This window comes from Thermobispora bispora DSM 43833 (genome assembly GCF_000092645.1).
In the GTDB taxonomy this organism is placed as follows: Bacteria; Actinomycetota; Actinomycetes; order Streptosporangiales; family Streptosporangiaceae; genus Thermobispora; species Thermobispora bispora.
In genome coordinates, this window is sequence record NC_014165.1 from 1,414,872 (window position 1) to 1,434,766 (window position 19,895).

General features: G+C 73.7%; 15 protein-coding genes. 10 read left to right on the plus strand and 5 right to left on the minus strand.

Annotated features, from left to right (window positions below; genetic code table 11):
* Nucleotides 1-130 precede the first annotated feature (130 nt).
* Nucleotides 131-706: a hypothetical protein gene (locus TBIS_RS06245; RefSeq protein ID WP_204251907.1), complete on the minus strand. Its 576-nt coding sequence runs from the start codon at nt 704-706 to the stop codon at nt 131-133.
* Nucleotides 707-977: 271 nt separating this feature from the next.
* On the opposite strand from TBIS_RS06245, the gene npdG reads away from it, so the two are divergent.
* On the plus strand, nt 978-1,649 hold the full coding sequence (gene npdG, locus TBIS_RS06250; RefSeq protein ID WP_013131500.1) for an NADPH-dependent F420 reductase: 672 nt from the start codon (nt 978-980) through the stop codon (nt 1,647-1,649).
* A 162-nt stretch (nt 1,650-1,811) separates the two neighbouring features.
* Here the strand turns inward: npdG and panB are convergent, their stop codons facing one another.
* Nucleotides 1,812-2,678: a 3-methyl-2-oxobutanoate hydroxymethyltransferase gene (panB, locus tag TBIS_RS06255; protein ID WP_013131501.1), complete on the minus strand. Its 867-nt coding sequence runs from the start codon at nt 2,676-2,678 to the stop codon at nt 1,812-1,814.
* Nucleotides 2,679-2,857: 179 nt separating this feature from the next.
* On the opposite strand from panB, the gene TBIS_RS06260 reads away from it, so the two are divergent.
* From TBIS_RS06260 to TBIS_RS06270, 3 genes are all read left to right on the plus strand, one after another.
* The gene (locus TBIS_RS06260) at nt 2,858-4,090 is read left to right on the plus strand and encodes an MFS transporter (RefSeq protein ID WP_013131502.1); all 1,233 of its coding nucleotides are present in this window, start codon (nt 2,858-2,860) and stop codon (nt 4,088-4,090) included.
* Between the two features lie 106 nt (nt 4,091-4,196).
* Entirely contained in the window at nt 4,197-5,756 is a 1,560-nt protein-coding gene (locus tag TBIS_RS06265; protein WP_041431286.1) for an MFS transporter, read from the plus strand.
* A complete protein-coding gene (locus TBIS_RS06270; protein WP_241019899.1) occupies nt 5,725-6,372 on the plus strand; it encodes a TetR/AcrR family transcriptional regulator in 648 nt (215 codons plus the stop codon). The genes TBIS_RS06265 and TBIS_RS06270 overlap by 32 nt, the downstream gene beginning before the upstream one ends.
* Nucleotides 6,373-6,560: 188 nt before the next feature.
* Here TBIS_RS06270 and TBIS_RS06275 read toward each other — a convergent pair whose 3' ends face one another.
* Both TBIS_RS06275 and TBIS_RS06280 read right to left on the minus strand, forming a co-directional pair.
* A complete protein-coding gene (locus TBIS_RS06275) occupies nt 6,561-8,315 on the minus strand; it encodes an NAD+ synthase (RefSeq protein ID WP_013131505.1) in 1,755 nt (584 codons plus the stop codon).
* Nucleotides 8,316-8,398: 83 nt separating this feature from the next.
* Complete coding sequence (locus TBIS_RS06280) at nt 8,399-9,070, minus strand: TetR/AcrR family transcriptional regulator (RefSeq protein WP_013131506.1); 672 nt, start codon at nt 9,068-9,070, stop codon at nt 8,399-8,401.
* Between the two features lie 81 nt (nt 9,071-9,151).
* On the opposite strand from TBIS_RS06280, the gene TBIS_RS06285 reads away from it, so the two are divergent.
* Nucleotides 9,152-10,582 carry an MFS transporter gene (locus TBIS_RS06285; RefSeq protein ID WP_013131507.1) on the plus strand — a complete coding sequence of 477 codons (1,431 nt, stop codon included), beginning with the start codon at nt 9,152-9,154 and terminating at the stop codon, nt 10,580-10,582.
* Nucleotides 10,583-10,732: 150 nt separating this feature from the next.
* Here TBIS_RS06285 and TBIS_RS06290 read toward each other — a convergent pair whose 3' ends face one another.
* Nucleotides 10,733-11,938, minus strand: a complete 1,206-nt coding sequence (locus TBIS_RS06290; protein WP_241019900.1) for an MDR family MFS transporter — start codon at nt 11,936-11,938, stop codon at nt 10,733-10,735.
* 77 nt (nt 11,939-12,015) lie between these two features.
* Between TBIS_RS06290 and TBIS_RS06295 the strand changes: the two genes are divergently transcribed.
* The 5 genes from TBIS_RS06295 (at nt 12,016) to TBIS_RS06315 (ending at nt 19,423) form a co-directional block, all read left to right on the plus strand.
* Nucleotides 12,016-12,978, plus strand: a complete 963-nt coding sequence (locus tag TBIS_RS06295; RefSeq protein ID WP_013131509.1) for a DUF5937 family protein — start codon at nt 12,016-12,018, stop codon at nt 12,976-12,978.
* A 108-nt stretch (nt 12,979-13,086) separates the two neighbouring features.
* Entirely contained in the window at nt 13,087-14,448 is a 1,362-nt protein-coding gene (gene glnA / locus TBIS_RS06300; protein WP_013131510.1) for a type I glutamate--ammonia ligase, read from the plus strand.
* Between the two features lie 167 nt (nt 14,449-14,615).
* On the plus strand, nt 14,616-15,377 hold the full coding sequence (locus TBIS_RS06305) for a hypothetical protein (RefSeq protein WP_013131511.1): 762 nt from the start codon (nt 14,616-14,618) through the stop codon (nt 15,375-15,377).
* A gap of 112 nt (nt 15,378-15,489) precedes the next feature.
* Nucleotides 15,490-16,239 carry a type 1 glutamine amidotransferase gene (locus TBIS_RS06310; RefSeq protein WP_013131512.1) on the plus strand — a complete coding sequence of 250 codons (750 nt, stop codon included), beginning with the start codon at nt 15,490-15,492 and terminating at the stop codon, nt 16,237-16,239.
* A gap of 193 nt (nt 16,240-16,432) precedes the next feature.
* The gene (locus tag TBIS_RS06315) at nt 16,433-19,423 is read left to right on the plus strand and encodes a bifunctional [glutamine synthetase] adenylyltransferase/[glutamine synthetase]-adenylyl-L-tyrosine phosphorylase (protein WP_013131513.1); all 2,991 of its coding nucleotides are present in this window, start codon (nt 16,433-16,435) and stop codon (nt 19,421-19,423) included.
* Nucleotides 19,424-19,895: the final 472 nt, after the last annotated feature.

A 19,895-nucleotide genomic window follows, 5' to 3' on the forward strand; every position in this document is an offset into this window, starting at 1 on the left:
CCCCCGGCCGTTCGTGCGCCCGCCGGCGTCCGGGCGGGCCGCGCTCACGCTGGCCGTACGGGCGGGCCGCCGCTCACGCGGGTGAGGGCCGGCCGGCGGCCGGTCGCGGCCCCCGTTCCCCCGACCCCCGTCACCAATCGATGCGCGGACCGGTGATGCGCTCCGCCAGCCGGGCGAGCCGCTCCCGCAGCCCGGGCTTCCGGACCTCCCCGGCGGCGGCGCTCACCAGGTGCTGCGCGCCGTCGAAGGTCAGCACGCCGTCGGCGGGGACGGCCAACGCGTCGTGGGCGAGCGACTCCAGCTCCGGATCGCCGCCGTCGAGCGCGATGATCGTCGCACCGGTCCGGCGGGCGTCGTCCACCCGTTCCAGCAGCGGCACCGGAGCCCGGTCCTCGGCGACCACGAACAGCGTCTCGCCCCGCCGGGCCTGCTCGAGCCGCTCCAGGCCCACCCGCAGGTGGTCCGGCGCGTCCTCGGGCGGGGACCATCGGACGAGCGTGGGGGTGAGCTGCGCGAGCCCGGACCACCGCGCCTCGTCGGCGAGGTGCGCCGTCACGTGCCAGGGCTCATAGCTGGGGGTTCCGACGACGAGCAGCCCGCCCGGGGAGCGGGTGGCCCGGAGGGCGCGGCCCAGTTCCCGGGTGCGATCGAGCCACTCCGTGGCGGCGAGCATCTCGCGGAGCAGACTCACCGATGCGGCGTCCATGATTGCCATGGTGCCTCACGGCACCGCGCCGAGTCCGGGGAATGCGATCGCCGGCCGTCCCGCGCCCGGCGGATCCCCGCCGGGTCCGGGGTGCGCCCGAGCCGGCGGACTGCCGGCTCACGTTCTCCACCCCCGGCCTGCCCAGCGCTTCTCCACCCCGGCCTGCCGGGCGCGGCCGGGCCCATCGCCGGCGGGCTGCTCGCACCGCCCCGCCCGTCCCGGCCGTGACCCCGGGGGATCGCCATTCCGCCAGGGCTGGCATCATCGTCCCATGGCACAGAAGAATGATCTGCCCGACGTCTCCGGCCTCTCCATCGGCATCCTCGGCGGGACCGGTGACCAGGGCAGAGGGCTGGCCCGGCGGTTCGCGCTGGCCGGTCACCCCGTGCTGATCGGTTCGCGCAGCGCCGAGCGCGCCCGGGAGGTGGCCGAGTCCCTCGGGGCCGGGGTGCGCGGGGACGAGAACGGCGTGGTCGCCGCCGAGGCGGACATCGTGATCGTGGCGGTGCCCTGGGAGGGGCACAAGGCGCTGCTGGAGTCGCTGCGCGATCGGCTCGCCGGCAAGATCGTCGTCGACTGCGTGAACCCGCTCGGCTTCGACAAACGGGGGGCCTACGCGCTCCCGGTCGAGGAGGGGAGCGCGGCCGAGCAGGCGGCGGCCGTGCTGCCGGAGAGCCGGGTGGTGGCCGCGTTCCACCACGTCTCGGCCGTGCTGCTGCTCGACCCGTCGGTCGAGAAGATCGACATGGACGTGCTCGTGCTCGGTGACGACCGGGAGGCCACCGACATCGTGCAGGCGCTCGCCTCGCGGATCCCCGGCGTGCGGGGCATCTACGGGGGCCGGCTGCGCAACGCGGGCCAGGTCGAGGCGCTGACGGCGAACCTGATCGCGATCAACCGGCGGTACAAGGCGCATGCCGGAATCCGGATCACCGACGTCTAGCCGCCCGGGGCCGCGTGACCGCCTCCCCGGTGCGGCCTCCGGCCTCCCGGGGAGACGCGCCGTGCCGTACCGGGCAGGGACGCCCCGGTGCCCGGTGCCGGCCGGTGACCCTCCGCCGGGGATCCGGCCGGCCGGGTACGGTGGGCCCTCCGGCCCCGGTGCTCAGTGATAGCTGTGCGCTTCGGTGGGGAAGGCGCCGGAGACCACCTCGTCGGCGAACGCGCGGACCGCCCGGCTCATCTCGCCGGCGAGGTCGAAGTACTTCTTCACGAACTTGGGCTGGTGCGGGGTGAGCCCCATCAGGTCCTGCCAGACCAGGACCTGGGCGTCGGTGTGCGGCCCGGCCCCGATGCCGATGGTGGGAATGCCGAGGGAGGCGGTGACCCGCTGCGCGAGCTCGCTGGGCACGCACTCGAGCACGATGGCGAACGCGCCCGCGTGCTCCAGTGCCTTGGCGGCCATGAGCAGCTCGTCACCCGCCTGCCCGCGGCCCTGCACCCGGTAGCCGCCGAGCACGTTGACGGACTGGGGGGTGAGGCCGAGGTGGCCCATGACCGGGACACCGGACGAGACGAGCAGCTCGACCTGGGGGATCACCCGGTGCCCGCCCTCCAGCTTGACGGCGTGCGCGCCGGCCTCCTTCATGAACCGGGCCGCGGTCTCCAGGGCCTGCTGCGGCGAGGCCTGGTAGGAGCCGAACGGCAGGTCGGCCACGATCATCGCCCGGGAGGTTCCCCGGACGACCGCGGCGGTGAGCGGGAGCAGGTCGTCCACGGTGACCGGCAGGGTCGAGTCGTACCCGTAGACGACCATGGCGGCCGAGTCGCCGACGAGCAGCACCGGGATGCCGGCCTCGTCGAAGATCCTCGCCGTCAGGGCGTCGTACGCGGTGACCATGGGCCACCGCTCGCCCCGCTCCTTGGCGGCCGCGATGTCGCGGACCGTGACCCTCCGCCCGGTCTTGCCCCCGTACAGCGCGGTGGGCTGGGCCGGCGTTGAGGGGCTGGATGCGGCGGAATTCGCGGACATGTCTGCCTCCTTGCCTCGTGGCGCTCCTGGGCGTCCCCGGACATGTCCCGATGATTGCACGGCCATGTGAAATGCACCACCCCCGGGTCCGCGCGCTCACGCCATCCGTCAAATAAGCCTAAACGGGATATTCAGTGACAAGTTTCCGGGGAATTCCCCGGCGGAGGTAAGTAACGATCATGGCTTTCGCGTCTTACCGGCAGGTCCTGGGCCTGCCGGGTGTGCGGACGCTGCTTCTCGTCGGCCTCATCGCGAGGATTCCGCTCACCGGCTCCGGAATGGCGCTGACCCTCCACGTGGTGAACGGCCTGGAGACCGGATTCTTCGGGGCCGGGATGGTGGGCGCCATCGTTTTGATCGGGAACGCGCTGGGCGCGCCGATCGCCGGCCGGTGCATCGACCGGTACGGCCTGCGGCCGGTGATGGCGGTGACCGCGATCGTGCAGCTCCTTTTCTGGAGTTTCGCGCCGGTCATGTCGTTCCCGGTGCTGGCGTCCACGGTCTTCCTCGCCGGCCTGTTCGCGCCGCCGGTCTTCGGCGCGGTACGGCAGTGCCTCGCGGCCATGGTTCCCGCCGACCGGTACCGGACCGCGTTCGCCCTCGACTCGATCGGCGTCGATCTCGCGTACATGGTCGGCCCGGCCGTGGCCGCCGCCGCGGCGACGGCGGTCTCCACCACGGCGACCCTGTACGGCACCGGCGTGGGCCTGGTCGGCTCCGGGCTGGTGATGTACCTGCTCAACCCGCCGATCCGCTCGGCGGAGGAGCAGCGCGCCGGCGACCGGCCGGTGCCGCGGCGGGAGTGGCTCGGCGCCGGGCTCGCCACCCTGCTCGGCGCGGTCGCCGGGCTGACGTTCGTGCTCACCGCGACCGAGCTCGCGATCATCGCCATGCTGCGGGGGAGCGGGGCGACGGAGTGGAGCGGCCTGGTCCTCGCCGTGTGGAGCGCCTACTCGATCATGGGCGGCCTGATCTACGGCGGGATGCCGCGGGGCCTGCACCCGCTCCTGCTGATCGGCGCGCTCTCCGCGGTCACGGCGCCGATCGGGCTCGTCGGCGGGGAATGGTGGTGGATCCTGCTGGCGTTGATCCCGTCCGGGCTGCTGTGCGCGCCCGCGATCTCGTCCTCGGTCGACGCGGTCAACCGGCGGGTGCCGGCGGGGGCGCGAGGCGAGGCGATGGGCCTGCACGGCATGGCGCTCACCATCGGCGGGGCGCTCGCCGCCCCGGCCGCCGGCGCGATGATCGACGGCTTCGGCCCAGCGATCGCCTTCGCGCTCTGCGGGGGGATCGGCCTGCTCTGCGCGTTCGCCGCCCTGCCGTTCCAGCGCGGGGGGCATGGGCCGCGGGCCGGCGGCGACCGGGTGGACGTTGCCGCGGGGGAGCAGATGGAGCGGCCGCTCTCCTCTTGAACGGAAACCCCTGGCCGGAGCGATTATGAAACGCTCCTGTTGCGTATCGAAATGCATTTCGCTACGCTGCCGTTGCGTAACTCGTTCCTAGACCAAGGGGGGTGCGTTGCACGAGCATTCCGGTCATCCACGGCGGTGGCAGATCCTCGGCGTGATGGTGTTCAGCCTGCTCGCCGTCGTCCTGGACAACACGATCCTCAACGTCGCGATCAAGACGATCGCCGACCCGGTGCACGGGCTCGGCGCCACCCAGGGCGAGCTGGAGTGGGCGATGAACTCCTACACGCTCGCCTTCGCCGGTCTGCTGTTCACCTTCGGCGTGATCGGCGACCGGTACGGGCGCAAGCGCACCCTCATGATCGGCATGCTGGTCTTCGGGCTCTCCTCGCTGGCGAGCGCCTACGCGCAGACCCCGGGCCAGCTCATCGGCGCGCGGGCGATCATGGGCATCGGCGGCGCCGCGATCATGCCGGCCACCCTGGCGATCATCTCCAACGTCTTCCCGCTCCGCGAGCGCGGCAAGGCGATCGGCATCTGGGCCAGCGGCGTCGGCATCGCGATCACGATCGGCCCGGTCACCGGCGGCCTGCTGCTCGAGCACTTCTGGTGGGGCTCGGTCTTCCTGATCAACGTCCCGATCGTGGCCCTCGCCCTGGCGCTCAACGCCGCGCTCGTCCCCGAGTCCAGGGACCCGAACCCGAGCCGGCTCGACCCCGGCGGCGTGCTGCTCTCCATCGCCGGCCTGGTGAGCCTGGTCTACGGGCTGGTGCGGATCACCGACCTCGGCACGGTCGCCGACGCCACGGTGATCGTCCCCTCGCTGATCGGCCTGGCGATCCTCGCGGGCTTCGTCTGGTACGAGTACCGGATCGACCACCCGGCCTTCGACGTGCGGCACTTCCGCAGCCCGATGTTCACGACGGCCCTCACCACCGTCGGCCTGGTGTTCTTCGCCGCCACCGGGATGATGTTCTTCATCTCCTTCTACTGGCAGATCGTCCGCGGCTACTCCCCGCTGGAGACCGGGGTGCTGGTGCTGCCGTTCGCCGCCGCGCAGCTCATCTTCGCCCCGCAGAGCACGCGGATCACGCAGCGCTTCGGCCCCAAGGCGGTGGGCACCACGGCGATGGTGGTGATCAGCGGCTGCCTCGCCGCGTACGCCCTGGTGGACGAGGCCACCCCGGTGTGGATCCTGCTGGTGCTCGCGTTCTTCCAGGGCGCCGCGATGGCGAACATCATGCCCCCGGCGACCACGGCCATCATGAACGCCCTGCCGCGGGAGAAGGCCGGTGTGGGCTCGTCGATGAACAACGTCTTCCGGCAGGTGGGCGGCACGTTCGGCATCGCGGTGCTCGGCGCGATCCTCTCCGCCGTGTACCGCGGCGAGATGGAGGGCAAGGCCGGCGCCCTTCCCGAGCCGCTCCGGGAGGCGGTCGTGGAGTCGATCTCCGGGGCCGCCGGGGTGGCCGGCCGGCTCGGCCCCGCGGCCGCGCGGGTGATGGAGGCGGCCAACGACGCCTTCCTCACCGGCATGCACTGGGCGGCGCTCGGCGCCGCAGCGATCGGCCTGCTCGGCGCGCTGATCACGGCGCGCTGGATGCCCGGCAAGGCGGCCGCCGCGGCCGAGGTTCCAGGTGAGCGGAAGAAGGAAGCGGCGGTACTGTGATCAGGCGATGAAGGAGCAGCGGACGGCGGGACCGGCCCGCCCGGTGGGCCGGCCACGCAGCGAGAAGGCGGACAAGGCGATCCTCGAGGCGGCGCTCGACATGCTCGCGGAGGGCATGAGCGTCGCCGAGGTGTCGATCGAGGCGATCGCCGCCCGGGCGGGCGTCGGCAAGACCACGGTCTACCGCCGCTGGTCGAACAAGGAGGATCTGGTCGCCGACGCGCTCGCCACCCTGAAGGCGCCGATCCCGCCGCTGACCGGCGCGTCCGTCCGGGAGGCCCTGGTGACCTACCTGCGGATCCTCCGGGACGAGTCCGGTGACCGGCGGGCCCGCTGCCTGATGAACCTCGCCGTGTGCGATCCCGAGCGTCACCCGCGCCTCGCCGAGCGGTTCCGGGTGACCGCGGTCGAGCCCTGGCGGGCCGCCATCCGCGCCGTGCTGCACCGGGGGATCGAGAGCGGTGAGCTCCGCCGTGACCTCGACGTCGAGGTCGCGCTCGCCCTCCTGTCCGGGGCGATGATCTCGTACACGAAGTGGTGCGACCCCGGATCACTCCCGCCCGACCTGCCGGAGCGCATCGTGGACGAGGCGCTCGCCGGGTTCCGGTCCCGCTGACCGCCGGGGCCGGGCGAGTCCCTCCGTGGCCACGAGGCCGAGGCGGGCCGCACCTCGACGCCGGGATCCGGCGCCGGCCCAGGGCCACCATGGACCCCGGCGGCCGATCCCATCGGGCCCTGGCCGCCGGGGCGGGACGTGCCGTACCGCGACCGCCGATCGGGCGTGCCGCACCCTGATCGCCAGGGTCAGGCGAGCCGCTCCCGCCACCGGTTGGTGAGCGGAAGCCGGCGGTCGCGGCCGAAGTTCTTCGGCGTGATCTTGGGGCCCGGCGGGTACTGGCGGCGCTTGTACTCGGCCCGGTCCACCATGCGGATCACCCGGGTGACCAGCTCCGGATCGTGGCCCGCCGCGATCAGCTCGTCCCGGCCCATGTCCCGCTCCACGTAGTCCCGCAGGAGCGGGTCGAGCACGTGGTAGGGCGGGAGCGAGTCGGTGTCCCGCTGGCCGGGCCGCAGCTCCGCGCTCGGCTCCTTGGTGATGGAGTTCTCCGGGATCGGCGGCGGCCCGGGCGGCTGGGCGTTCCGCCACTCGGCGAGCCGCCAGACCATGGTCTTGAGCACGTCCTTGATCGGGGCGAACCCGCCGGCCGAGTCGCCGTACAGGGTGCTGTACCCGGTGGCGAGCTCGCTCTTGTTCCCGGTGGTGAGCACCAGGTGGCCGTGCTCGTTCGACAGGCTCATCAGGATCATGCCCCGGATCCGGGCCTGCAGGTTCTCCGCGGCCAGGCCGTGCAGGGAGATCTCCTTCTCGAAGGCCTCCATGATGCCGGTGATGGGCACGGTCACCGCGTTGATCCCCTGGCGGCGCACCAGCTCCTCGGCGTCGATGATCGAGTGCTCGGAGGAGTAGCGGGAGGGCATCAGCACCGCGTGCACCCGGGACGGCCCGAGGGCGTCGACCGCGATCGTGGCGGTGAGCGCGGAGTCGATCCCGCCGGAGAGGCCGAGGATCACCGACCGGAAGCCGTTCTTGGTGACGTAGTCGCGGGTCCCGAGGACCAGCGCCTGGTAGACCTCGGCCAGATCGTCCAGGCGTTCCGCGATCCTCGCCGGCTCCGGCTCGTACGGCGCCACGGGCTCGGCGGAGATGGTGAACCGCTCGACCGTGATGACCGTGCCGTCCCGGGCGTCGACCCGGACCTCGCCCGGCTCCCCGGTGCCCTCCGGGAGGTCCAGGTCGGCGACGAGCAGCTCCTCGGTGAACTGGGCCGCCCGGGCGATCAGCTCACCGGTGGGGGAGACGATGAGCGAGTCGCCGTCGAAGACCAGCTCGTCCTGGCCGCCGACCAGGTTGACGTACGCGATGGTGCAGCCGGCCTCCCGGGCGCGCCGGGCGCACAGCTCCAGCCGCACGTCGTCCTTGTTCATCTCGTACGGCGAGCCGTTGAGCACCACCAGCAGGCCGGCGCCGACCTCGCCCACGACCGAGACCGGGCCGCCGTCCTGCCACAGGTCCTCGCAGATCGCGACGGCCACGTCGATCCCGTGCAGCCGGAAGATCGGCAGGCGGTCGCCGCGCACGAAGTAGCGGTGCTCGTCGAAGACCCCGTAGTTGGGCAGGTGGTGCTTGGCCGACTTGGTGATGACCCGGCCGCGGTGGAGCAGGGCGGCCGCGTCGAGGGGCGCGCCCTTGGGCTGGCCGACCCGCGGGGTGAGGCCGGCCCGGTCGAGGTACCCCACGATCACCGGGAGGTCGCCGAGCCCTTCCGCGGCGAGCCGCTCCGCCGCCGCGGTGAGCGCCGAGGTCGAGGCCTCCACGAACGAGGAGCGGAGCACCAGGTCCTCGGGCGGGTAACCGGTGAGGAACATCTCGGGGAAGGCGACGAGGTGGGCGTTCCGCTCGGCGGCCCGTCGCGTCCACTCGACGAGCATCTCCGCGTTGCCTGTGATGTCGCCGACGACGGGATTGGTCTGCGCGAGGGCGATACGGAGTTGAGCCACGGATCCACCCTAAGTCCCCGTCCGGCGCCGCAGTGGCGCCGGGTCCGATGGCCGTCGCCGTCCCCGCGCCGGGCCGGCGGCCGTCATCCGGAGCGCTCGCGCGCCCGGGCCGCCGCCATGGCCTCCACCCCGGCGACGAGGAGGTCGACGCCGAAGGCGAAGTACCGCTCGGCGTCGGAGGGCCGCTCGAGCGTCCGCCCGTACTCGACCAGCCGGGGGAAGCGGTCGGGGGGAAGGGCCTGCAGCCGGAGCGCGCGCATGCGCCGCTCCTCCGCCACCTTCTCGGGGGTCATGCCGGCGCGGCAGTCGAGCCGGCCGTGCACCAGGGTGACCACCCCGTTGAGCAGGTAGGACGCGATGGTGTCGCCCTCCTCGAGGGTGAAGCCCGCCTCGGCCAGGATGTCCAGCACGGCCTCGGTGGCCCGGGTGTGGCTCTCGACCTGCTCCTTGTCGGCCACCTGAAGCAGGGCGGGCAGGCTCGGGTGGGCGCGCATGGTGCCGACCAGGGCCTCCACCAGGGCGCGCAGCCGCTCCCGCCAGCCGCGGCCGGGCGGGATGTCCGCGATCACGCCGGTCATGAGGTGGTCGGCCGCGGCGGCGAGCAGCTCGTCCTTGTTCTTGAAGTGCCAGTACAGCGCCATCGGCGTGACCTGGAGCTCGCCCGCGAGGCGCCGGATGGTGACCGCCGCCACGCCCTCCTCGTCGGCGAGCCGCAGCGCCCCCTCCAGCACGGCCTGCCGGCTCAGCTTACCCATCACGTTTGACAACTATACGGCGTATATCGGACTATACGCCGTACATGTACGGTGTAAATGTACGGCATATAAGGAGGTCGGGTGAGCGACGGACGGCGGTGGTGGGCCCTTGCCGCGGTGACCGCGGCCACCTTCCTGACGACCCTCGACAACAACGTGGTGAACGTGGCCCTGCCCACCCTCCAGCGCGAGCTGGGGCTGAGCATCTCCGGGCTGGAATGGGTCACGAGCAGCTACATCCTGCTCTTCGCCGGGCTGATGCTCGCCGCCGGGCGGCTCGCGGACGTCCTCGGCGCGCGCCGGGTCTTCGCCACCGGCCTGGCCGTGTTCTCCCTCGCCTCGCTCGGCGCCGGGCTCGCCCCCGACGGGGGGACGCTCATCGCCGCCCGCGCGGTGCAGGGCATCGGCGCGGCCCTGCTCACGCCCGCCGCGCTCGGCCTGCTCCCGATGATCTTCAAGGACCGGCGCGAACGCGGCGCGGCCGTGGGCGTCGTGAGCGCCACCGGCGCGCTCTCCATGGCGCTCGGCCCGCTCGCCGGCGGCCTCATCAGCCAGACCTGGCACTGGGGCTGGATCTTCCTGATCAACGTGCCGATCGGCGCCGCCGCGCTGGCCCTCGCCCGGTGGGCGATCCCGCCCACTCCTTCCGGCGCCAGGCGCGGCCTCGACCTGCCCGGCCTGGCCGCCTCGACGCTCGCGCTGTCCGCGCTGACCTACGCGCTCATCGAGGGGACCGGCCACGGCTGGACCTCCCCGGAGATCCTCGCCGCCTTCGGCGTGGCGCTCGCCGCAGCTGCGGCGTTCGCGGCCGCCGAGGCCAGGGCGGCCGAGCCGATGATCGACCTTTCGCTGTTCCGCTCCCGGGTCTACACGGGAGGCGTGCTCGCCGTCGGCCTGTGGTCGTTCGGGGTGTTCGGCGTCTACTTCTTCAGCGCGCTGTGGCTGCAGAACGTGCTCGGCTTCACCCCGGTCCAGGCCGGCGCCGCCTTCGCCCCGATGGCCCTGGTCACCGCGGCCGTCGCGCCCGTCGCCCCGCGGATCGCCGGACGGCTCGGCGCCGCCGGGACCTCTGCGCTCGGCCTGGGGCTGACGGCCGTCGCCGTCTTCGGCCTCTCCCTCGTCGGCGGGGAGGGCGGCTACCGGGACATCCTGCCCTGGTTCCTGCTCTACGGGGCCGGCAGCGGCCTGCTGGTGCCGCTCACCGCGGCGATCCTCGGCGCGATGCCCGAGCGGCGGGCCGGGGTGGCCTCCGGGGTGCTCAACGTCGGCCGGGAGGTCTTCGGCCTGCTCGGGGTGACGGTCCTCGGCGCGATCCTCACCTCGCACCGGGCGGCGGCGCTCGCGGCCGGCGCGTCCCCGCTCACCGCCTTCCTCGACGGCTACCGGCTCACCTTGATCATCGGTGCCGCGATCATGCTGGCGGGTGTCCCGGTCAGCCTCTACTCCCTCCGGGACCGCGCCGGACGGCGGGCCGGGGAGCGCCCGAGCGAGGAGCCCGCGGCGGTGGCCTGACCGGCACCCGGCCCGGGGCCGGGAACCGGACCGGCCGCCCGCGCGCTCCCGGGGAGAGGGCGCGCTCCGGTCACCCGCGCGCCCGGGCCGCGCCGGGAGCCCGGCGGGGCGAGGCCCCCGACCCGCCCCGCCGGGGCCGTCCGGCCGCGCTCACGCCGCCTGCCGGGCGCGGATGGCCCGGGTGAGCGAGAGCTGCGCGGCGGCGGCGAGCAGCGCGAGCCCGCCCATCACCGGCCAGAGCACCTCGGGGCCGACGGCGAGCAGCCGGGTGCCGATGAGCGGCGCGAGCAGCCCGGCGGCCGACCAGGACAGGCCGTACAGGCCGGAGTACCGGCCGCGCAGGTGGGCGGGGGCGAGCGCGGCGACGATCGTCCCGTGGATGCCGGCGGTGACGATCTCGCCCAGGGTCCAGACCGCGACCGCGGTGGCGTGCCCCGCCGTGGTCGACATCACCGCGGTGAGCATGAACCCCACCCCGGCGATGGCGTAGCCCGTCGCGAGCACCCGGCTCGGCTCGAACCGGGCGAGCCAGACCGTGCTGAAGGGCTGGATGAGCACGATCAGCAGGCCGTTCACCGCCATCGCCATGCCGTACGAGCTGGTGGGCAGGCCCTGCGCGGTCATGGCGAGCGGCAGCGTGGTGTACGACTGGGCGTAGACGACGTAGAACATCAGGCAGGTCAGCGCGTACGCGACCATCACCCGGTCCCGCAGCACGTCGCGGAACCCGCCGGCCTCCTTCCCCTCCCGGGCCGCGCGCCGGGTCTCGGGGACCGCGCGCCACACCAGCAGGCCGAAGACCAGGCAGGTGAACGCGTCGATCCAGAAGAGCAGGGTGAACCCCGACCGGGCCAGCCAGCCGCCGGCGACCATCGAGACCGAGTAGCCGAGGTTGATCGCCCAGAACAGCAGGCCGTACGCGCGCGGCCGGTCCTCGGGCCGCACCAGGTCGGCGACGAGCGCCTGGGACGCGGGGCGGTAGGCGTCGATCACCACGCCGAGCACGAACATCGCGGCGCAGATGCCCGCGAGATTGGTGGCGTACCCCAGGGCGAGCATGGTGACCGCGGTCGCCACCATGCCGCCGCTCAGCGTCGCCCGCCGCCCCACCCGGTCGGTCAGCCAGCCGGCCAGGGGCTGGGAGAAGAGCGAGCCGAGGCCGAAGACCGTCATCACCAGCCCGGCCGCGGTGACCGGCATCCCCCGGGCCTGGGTGAGGTAGATGCCGATGAACGGCTCCACCATCGTGCCGAGCCGGTTGACCAGCGTGCCGCCGAACAGCACCCAGAACGGGCGTGGCAGCCCGCCCACCCGTGACCGGATGAACCCCGCTGTAGTGATCCCCGTCGACGTCATGGGGCCCACCTTGATCATCGGATGGTCGGCGGGCGATTCCTTTAGCCTTGGCTAAAACGTCGGTGGCGGAGGCGGCGATGACGGTGGAGTGGCGGTTCACCGCGGACGACGTGGCCCGGTTGCGGTTCGCGTTCTCCCCGCTGTGGGAGCTGGTGATGAGCGTGCGCGTGCTGCGCGCCCCCTCCCGGCACTCGCTCCACCTGCCGTGGCTGCGCGCGGTACGGCCCCGCCTGGGCGACCTCGACCTGCGCGAGCTGTTCGCCCTGGTGCCGCTCTCCGGCTACATCCCCGACTTCCTCACCCCGCCGCCCGAGTCGCCGGTTCCGGGCGTCGCCGCCGAGCTGGAGCGGGTGCGCACGACGCCCCCCGAGGTCGTCCGGGAGGAGCTCTCCTGGGTGCGGTCGGACGATCCGCGGACCCTCGAGCGGTTCCTGGAGGATCCGGCCGCCGGCGTCCGGCGGGTGGCCGACCGGATGCTCGAGTACTGGACCGCCGCGCTCGAGGAGTTCTGGCCGCGCGTGCAGGCGCTGCTCGACGCCGACGTGCTCTGGCGGGCCCGCCGGCTCGCCGCCGGTGGGGTGCGGGAGCTGTTCGCCGACCTCCACCCCTCGGTGTCCTGGCACGGCGACCGCCTCGTCGCGGTCAAGGCGTACCAGTACACCGGCGAGATCCGCGGGGAGGGCCTCGTCCTCGTGCCGAGCGTCTTCGGCTGGCCGGGCGTCTACGTGATGCACGAGCCGTACCGGCCCATGCTCTGCTACCCCGCGCGCGGGGTCGGCACGCTCTGGTCGGAGGGCGGCCACTGCGTGCCGGGGGCCCTCGCCGCGCTCATCGGGCGGACCCGGGCGCAGATCCTCACCGCGCTCGGGGAGCCCGGCTCGGCGACCGGGATCGCCCGGCTGTTCGGGCTCACCCCCGGGGCGGTGAGCCAGCACCTCACGGTGCTCTTCGACTGCGGCCTGGTCTCCCGGCAGCGGCTCGGCCGGCAGGTGCTCTACCGCCGCACCCCGCTCGGAGACTCACTCATTTACGGGGCGTAACGGGGATCACGGGCCGGGCGTGCCCCCGGCCGGGGTTCGGTAACCACGGCGAAACACTGATGGGGCACACTGATAGGAACCGGCCCTGTATTCACCGAGAGGTGCGCCTTGGACCGCCAGCAGGAATTCGTCCTCCGGACGATCGAGGAGCGGGACATCCGGTTCATCCGGCTGTGGTTCACCGATGTGCTCGGCTTCCTCAAGTCGGTCGCGATCGCGCCGGCCGAGCTCGAAGGGGCCTTCACCGAGGGTATCGGATTCGACGGCTCATCGATCGAAGGCTTCGCCCGGGTGTACGAGTCCGACATGCTGGCCAAGCCGGACCCGTCCACCTTCCAGATCCTGCCGTGGCGCAGTGAGTCGCCGGGCGCGGCCCGCATGTTCTGCGACATCGTCCTGCCGGACGGTTCCCCGTCGCACGCGGACCCGCGGTGGGTGCTCAAGCGCACCCTCGCCAAGGCCGCCGACATGGGCTTCACCTTCTACACGCACCCGGAGGTGGAGTTCTTCCTGCTGCGGAAGAAGCCCGGACCGGGGGAGCGGCCCGAGCCCATCGACGAGGGCGGCTACTTCGACCACACGCCGCACAGCGCCGGCCACGACTTCCGGCGCAACGCGATCATGATGCTCGAGTCGATGGGCATCTCGGTGGAGTTCAGCCACCACGAGGCGGCGCCGGGCCAGCAGGAGATCGACCTGCGGTACGCGGACGCGCTGACCACGGCGGACAACATCATGACCTTCCGCCTGGTCGTGAAGGAGGTGGCGCTGGAGCAGGGCGTGTGGGCCTCGTTCATGCCCAAGCCGTTCACCGAGTACCCGGGCTCGGGCATGCACACCCACATGTCGCTGTTCGAGGGCGACCGGAACGCCTTCTACGAGCCGGGCGCGGAGTACCAGCTCTCCAAGATCGGCCGGTCGTTCATCGCCGGTCTCCTCCGGCACGCCGCCGAGATCACCGCGATCTGCAACCAGTGGGTGAACTCCTACAAGCGGCTCTGGGGCGGGGCGGAGAAGACCGCGGGCGCGGGCGGGGAGGCCCCCGCCTACATCTGCTGGGGGCACAACAACCGGTCGGCGCTGGTCCGGATCCCGATGTACAAGCCCCACAAGGGCGCGTCGACGCGCATCGAGTTCCGGTCGCTGGACTCGGCGTGCAACCCGTACCTCGCCTTCGCGGTGATCCTCGCCGCCGGGCTGAAGGGCATCGAGGAGGGCTACGAGATGCCCCCGGGCGCCGAGGACGACGTGTGGGCCCTCACCCCGGCCGAGCGGCGCGCGCTCGGCATCCAGCCGCTCCCGCAGTCGCTGGACGAGGCGCTCGCCGCGATGGAGCGGAGCGAGCTGGTCGCGGAGACGCTCGGTGAGCACGTCTTCGAGTTCTTCCTCCGCAACAAGCGGCAGGAGTGGGCGGAGTACCGGCGTCAGGTGACCGAGTACGAGCTGAGCCGCTACCTCCCGGTGCTCTGACCGGGCCGTCGCGCCGGTGGCCCGAGCGGGCCGCCGGCGTCATCGGCAGGTAACAGCCTGCTCATCTCCGGGACACCCCCGGCTGCTTTAATGATCATGCCGTCGATAAAATTCGCCTTCATTGCGACTGATGTCGCATTTGGGGTGAATAGGCAAGGAGTGATGCTGTGACGGCTGCCTCGAAGGTGACGACCACGCTGTCCGTGCCGGAACGTTTCTGCGGCCCCAAGGGCACGGCGAACGGCGGGTGGATCGCCGGCACCCTGGCGAACGCGCTGGCCGGGGCCGGACATGACTCGGCCGTAGAGGTGACACTGCGCCGTCCGGTGCCGCTCGAGACCGAGCTCACCGTCGAACACGTCGGCAACACGGTCACGCTGTACCACGGTGCGGAGCACCTGGCCGAGGCCATCCCGGTCACCGAGGAGCTGACGCCGCCCCCTTTCGTGCCGTTCACCACCGCCGCGCGCGCCGAGGAGGGCTTCCCCGGACGCCGGAACCACGCCATCGCCGAGTGCTTCGCGTGCGGGCTCCGGGAGCCCGGTGACGGCCTGCGGATCTTCCCGGGCCCCGTGGAGGGGACCGACCTGGTCGCCGCCGGCTGGCGGGTCCCGGTCGGCGTCACCGACGACCAGGGCGTCATCCCCGACTCGATCGTCTGGGCCGCCCTCGACTGCGTCACCGGCTGGGCGCACTACCCGGTCGCCGACTTCACCGCCTCCGGCGATCGGCCGGTCGCGCTGCTCGGCCGGCTCACCGCGCGGGTGTACCGCCGCGTCTACCCGCTCGGCACCTACTCGGTCGTGGCCCGCGCCGTCGGCCGGGAGGGCCGCAAGCTGTTCGGGATCAGCGCCGTCTACGAGGTCGACGGCACCCTGGTGGCGGCCGCCCGGGCCGTCTGGATCATCCCCCGCGCCGCCTCCGCCTGAACCGCTCCAAGCCGCCCGGCCCGGTGACGGGCCCGCCCCGGCGATCCGGGGCGTGAACCCCGCGCCCGGGTGACCCCAGCCGCCCCATCCGACGGCCACCCATGGAGAGACGATGACCCAGGAGAACACCACCGCCCCCACCGGCAGCGCGCCCGCGACCGTCACGGTGATCGAACACGAGGCCGACGTCGGTCTGGGGTTCTTCGCCGGGTGGCTGGCGGACGCCGGCCTCCGCTGCGAGGTGCACCGGCCGTACCGCGGCGATCGAATCCCGGAGCGGGCGCGGGACGGGCTGCTCGTCCTGGGCGGGAGCGCCGCGGCGTGGGAGGACGGCAAGTGCGGCTGGCTCCCCGCCACCCGGGCGCTGCTCGCCCGGAGCGTCGCCGAGGGCGTGCCGACGCTCGGCATCTGCCTCGGCGCCCAGCTCATGACCCTCGCCTGCGGCGGCCGGGTGGAGCGCGGCGCCGCCGGGCCCGAGATCGGGCTCAAGGAGATCGACGTGCTCGGCGAGGCCGCGGGCGACCCGCTCTTCTCCGCCCTGGCCGGGCGGCGGGTCTGCGCCGTGCAGTACCACTACGACGCGATGACCGAGCTGCCCCAGGGCGCGGTGCGGCTGGCGACCGGGACGAGCTACCCCAACCAGGCCTACCGGCTGGGCGAGCGGGCCTGGGCGGTGCAGTTCCACCCCGAGGTCACGCCCGGCGGTTTCACTAGGTGGATGGACGACAGCCCGTACGGCCCCGGGGAGCGCGAAAAGCTGATCGCCCAGGTGACGGAGGCCGAGGCCGAGCTCCAGGCGGTCTGGCGGCCGTTCGCGGAGTCGTTCGCCGCCGTGGTCGCCGGGCACCGCACGGGCGCGTGACCGGTGGGGATCCGGGCGGCCCGCGGGTGATCGGCGGGCGGGTGATTTACGCTGGAAACCCCGGCGGCAGCGCACGCCCGGCGCCCGCGGGCCGGCCCGGCGCGCGGACCCGCGGCGGATCCGCCGGCGGCGCGGGTGCGGAGGCGGCCCGCCTCCCCGCCCGCGGCCCCATCGGCAACGGCGATCGAGGAAGGTGAGGGCGGCGTCTCGGATCCAGACCACCGCAGGACGCCTCGCCGCACTGGGGTTCGCGGACGGCGCCCGGGCCGAGCGGCTGCTGACCGAGCTCGGCCCGGAGGCGCACGGCGATCTCGAGCTCCTCGGCGAGCTGCTCCGGGCCGCGGACCCTGATCTCGCGCTCCTTTCGCTCACCCGGCTGGCTGAGTCCGACCCGGGCGTCCTGCGCGCCCTGCGCGAATCCCCGCTGCTCCGCCGCCGGGTCATCGGCATCCTCGGCCTCAGCGCGGCCCTCGGCGACCACCTCGCCCGGCACCCCGGGTCGCTGGAGGCGGTACGGCCCGCCGACCGGCTCACCGGCTCACAGATGCGCGCCGAGCTGCTCCGCGCGGTCGGCGCCGACCCCAAGTCCGACGAGCCCGTCGCCGGCCTGACCGGCGGTGCGGCCCTCGACGCGCTCCGCATCGCCTACCGGGGCAGGCTGTGCCACATCGCCGGGCGGGACGCCAGCGGGGAGGCGGGCCTGGAGGAGACCTGCGCCGCGCTCTCCGACCTCGCCGCCGCGGCGCTCGAGGCCGCCCTCGCCGTGGCCCGCGCGGAGACCCCCGGCGCCACCGAGGCGCGCCTCGCCGTGATCGGCATGGGCAAGTGCGGCGCCCGGGAGCTCAACTACATCTCCGACGTCGATGTGATCTTCGTCGCGGAGCCGAAGGAGGGCGCCGACGAGACCAAGGCCCTGCAGATCGCGACCCGGCTCGCCCAGAGCCTGATGCACGCCTGCTCGGCGACCACCCCCGAGGGCTCCCTGTGGACCGTGGACGCGAACCTGCGCCCCGAGGGCAAGAACGGCCCGCTGGTCCGGACCCTGGAGAGCCACCTCGCCTACTACCGCCGCTGGGCCAAGACCTGGGAGTTCCAGGCCCTGCTCAAGGCGCGGCCGGTCGCGGGCGACCCCGACCTCGGCCGGCGGTACGCCGCCGCGGTCGGCGACATGGTCTGGCAGGCGGCGGCGCGGGACGGTTTCGTGGAAGACGTGCAGGCGATGCGCCGCCGGGTCGCCGCGCACGCGGAGTCGACCGCCCCGGGCGGCCGGGCCGACCGGCAGATCAAGCTCGGGCCCGGCGGCCTGCGGGACATCGAGTTCGCCGTGCAGCTCCTCCAGCTCGTGCACGGCCGCACCGACCCCGCCCTGCGCCACCGGGCCACGCTCCCCGCGCTCGCCGCGCTCTCCCGGGGCGGGTACGTGGGGCGCGAGGACGCCAAGGCGCTCGCCGAGGCGTACCGCTTCCTCCGCCGGGTCGAGCACATGCTCCAGCTCCACCGGCTCCGCCGTACCCACGTGGTCCCGTCGGACCCGGCCGCGCTGCGCCGGCTCGGCCGGGGACTCGGCATGACCACCGACCCCGAAGGGGAGTTCACCGCCACCTGGAAGCGCCACTCCTTCCAGGTGCGGCGGCTCCACGAGAAGCTCTTCTACCGGCCGCTGCTGCAGGCGGTGGCGCGCCTGCCGGAGTCGGAGGTCCGGCTCACCCCCGAGGCGGCGAAGGCCCGGCTCGAGGCGCTCGGCTACGCCGACCCCGAGGGCGCGCTGCGCCACATCGCCGCGCTCACCACCGGGCTGTCCCGGCGCGCCGCGATCCAGCGCACCCTGCTCCCGGTCATGCTCGGGTGGTTCGCCGACGCCCCGGACCCCGACGCCGGCCTGCTCGGCTTCCGGCAGGTGAGCGACCGGCTCGGCACCACGCCCTGGTACCTGCGGCTGCTCCGCGACGAGACGGTGGTCGCCGAACGGCTCGCCCGGCTGCTCGGCACCAGCCGCTACGTGACCGGGCTCCTGCTGCACGCCCCCGAGGCGGTCGCCATGCTCGGCTCGCCGGACGACCTCGCGCCGCGGCCCGCCTCGGCCCTCGCCGCCGAGGCCGCGTCCGTGGTCGACCGGTACCGGGAGGACGCGGAGAACGCGGTGGCCGCGGTCCGCGCCCTGCGCCGCCGGGAGCTGCTGCGCACCGCCTGCGCCGACCTGCTCGGGCTGATCGACATCGAGAAGGTCGGTGAGGTCCTCTCCACGCTCAACGACGTGTCGATCCAGGCCGCCCTCGACGTGGCGATCCACAAGCTCACCGCGGAGCGGGGCAGGCCGTTCCCCACCCGGCTCACCGTGATCGCCATGGGCCGGCTCGGCGGCTACGAGTGCTCGTACGCGAGCGACGCCGACGTGATGTTCGTGCACGAGCCCCTGCCGGGGGCGGCCGAACGGGAGGCCGCCGAGGCCGCCCATGCCGCGGCCGAGGAGACCCGCCGGCTGCTCGCCATGCCCACCCCGGATCCGCCGCTCCACCTCGACGCCGACCTGCGCCCCGAGGGACGGCAGGGGCCGCTGGTCCGCACGCTCGCCGCCTACCGGGCCTACTACGAGCGGTGGTCGTCACCGTGGGAGGCCCAGGCCCTGTTGCGGGCGAGGTACTGCGCCGGGGACGCCGCGCTCGCCGAGGAGTTCCTCGCGCTCGCCGACCGGCTGCGCTACCCGGTGGAGGGCGTGCCGAGCGCGGACCTGCTCCAGATCCGCCGGCTCAAGGCCCGGATGGAGGCCGAGCGGCTGCCGCGCGGCGCCGACCCCACGATGCACACCAAGCTCGGCCGCGGCGGGCTCTCCGACGTCGAATGGACCGCCCAGCTCATCCAGCTCAGGCACGCGGCCGCCGTGCCCGCGCTGCGCACCACGCGGACGCTCGAGGCGCTCCGCGCCGCGGCCGGGGCCGGCCTGCTCGACCCGGCCGACGAGCGGGTGCTCGCGGACGCCTGGCGGTTCGCCTCCCGGATCCGGGACGCCATCATGCTCGTGCGCGGCCGGCCCTCCGACAGCATCCCCACCGGGGTCAAGGAGCGCGCGATGATCGCCCGGGCGCTCGGCTACCCGCCGGACGGGTCGGAGGAGTTCGTCGACGACTACCGCCGGATCACCCGCCGGGCGCGCCAGGTCATGGAGCGGATCTTCTACGAGGGGTGAGCCGGAGGGCCGCAGGTACCAGCTCGGGGAGGCGTTCTCAGGAGGCCTGAATCCCCCCGGCCTCCTGCCCACCTCCGGTGTCCGCGGTGACCGCTGGCCACGTGGAGGTGCCGCACGCCGGTGTGAAAGCCCTTCGGGCGGTGTACGGGCTCCCAGGTCGGCGGGCCGTGCCGCCCGCGGCATGACCGCCTCGGCCTCGTCCCGGCGGCCGTCTGCGTGCCGGGGTGGGGCGGAGGCTCCGCGCAAGAGACGAGGCCGGCTCCGTACGAATCCCGGTGCCTGGGTGGCCCGGGTGGACTATCCCGGTGCCTGGGTGGCCCGGGCTGGACCGCCGCCCAGCCCGGTTCCGCTCCCGGTCCCCCGGCAGGGCCGGGGCGGATGCCGGACCACGGGATCTCCCGCCTCGCATCGCCCGACCCGGCCGGGCGGGCGCGGCGTCCCGGCCGGGGACGGCTGACGGTGCGGCTCAGAC

Bases quoted from the DNA above. Each gene is read 5' to 3' on its own strand.
- TBIS_RS06245 (WP_204251907.1), bottom strand. From the start codon at position 706: ATGGACGCCGCATCGGTGAGTCTGCTCCGCGAGATGCTCGCCGCCACG.
- npdG (WP_013131500.1), top strand. From the start codon at position 978: ATGGCACAGAAGAATGATCTGCCCGACGTCTCCGGCCTCTCCATCGGC.
- panB (WP_013131501.1), bottom strand. From the start codon at position 2,678: ATGTCCGCGAATTCCGCCGCATCCAGCCCCTCAACGCCGGCCCAGCCC.
- TBIS_RS06260 (WP_013131502.1), top strand. From the start codon at position 2,858: ATGGCTTTCGCGTCTTACCGGCAGGTCCTGGGCCTGCCGGGTGTGCGG.
- TBIS_RS06280 (WP_013131506.1), bottom strand. From the start codon at position 9,070: ATGGGTAAGCTGAGCCGGCAGGCCGTGCTGGAGGGGGCGCTGCGGCTC.
- TBIS_RS06290 (WP_241019900.1), bottom strand. From the start codon at position 11,938: ATGACGTCGACGGGGATCACTACAGCGGGGTTCATCCGGTCACGGGTG.
- TBIS_RS06295 (WP_013131509.1), top strand. From the start codon at position 12,016: ATGACGGTGGAGTGGCGGTTCACCGCGGACGACGTGGCCCGGTTGCGG.
- TBIS_RS06310 (WP_013131512.1), top strand. From the start codon at position 15,490: ATGACCCAGGAGAACACCACCGCCCCCACCGGCAGCGCGCCCGCGACC.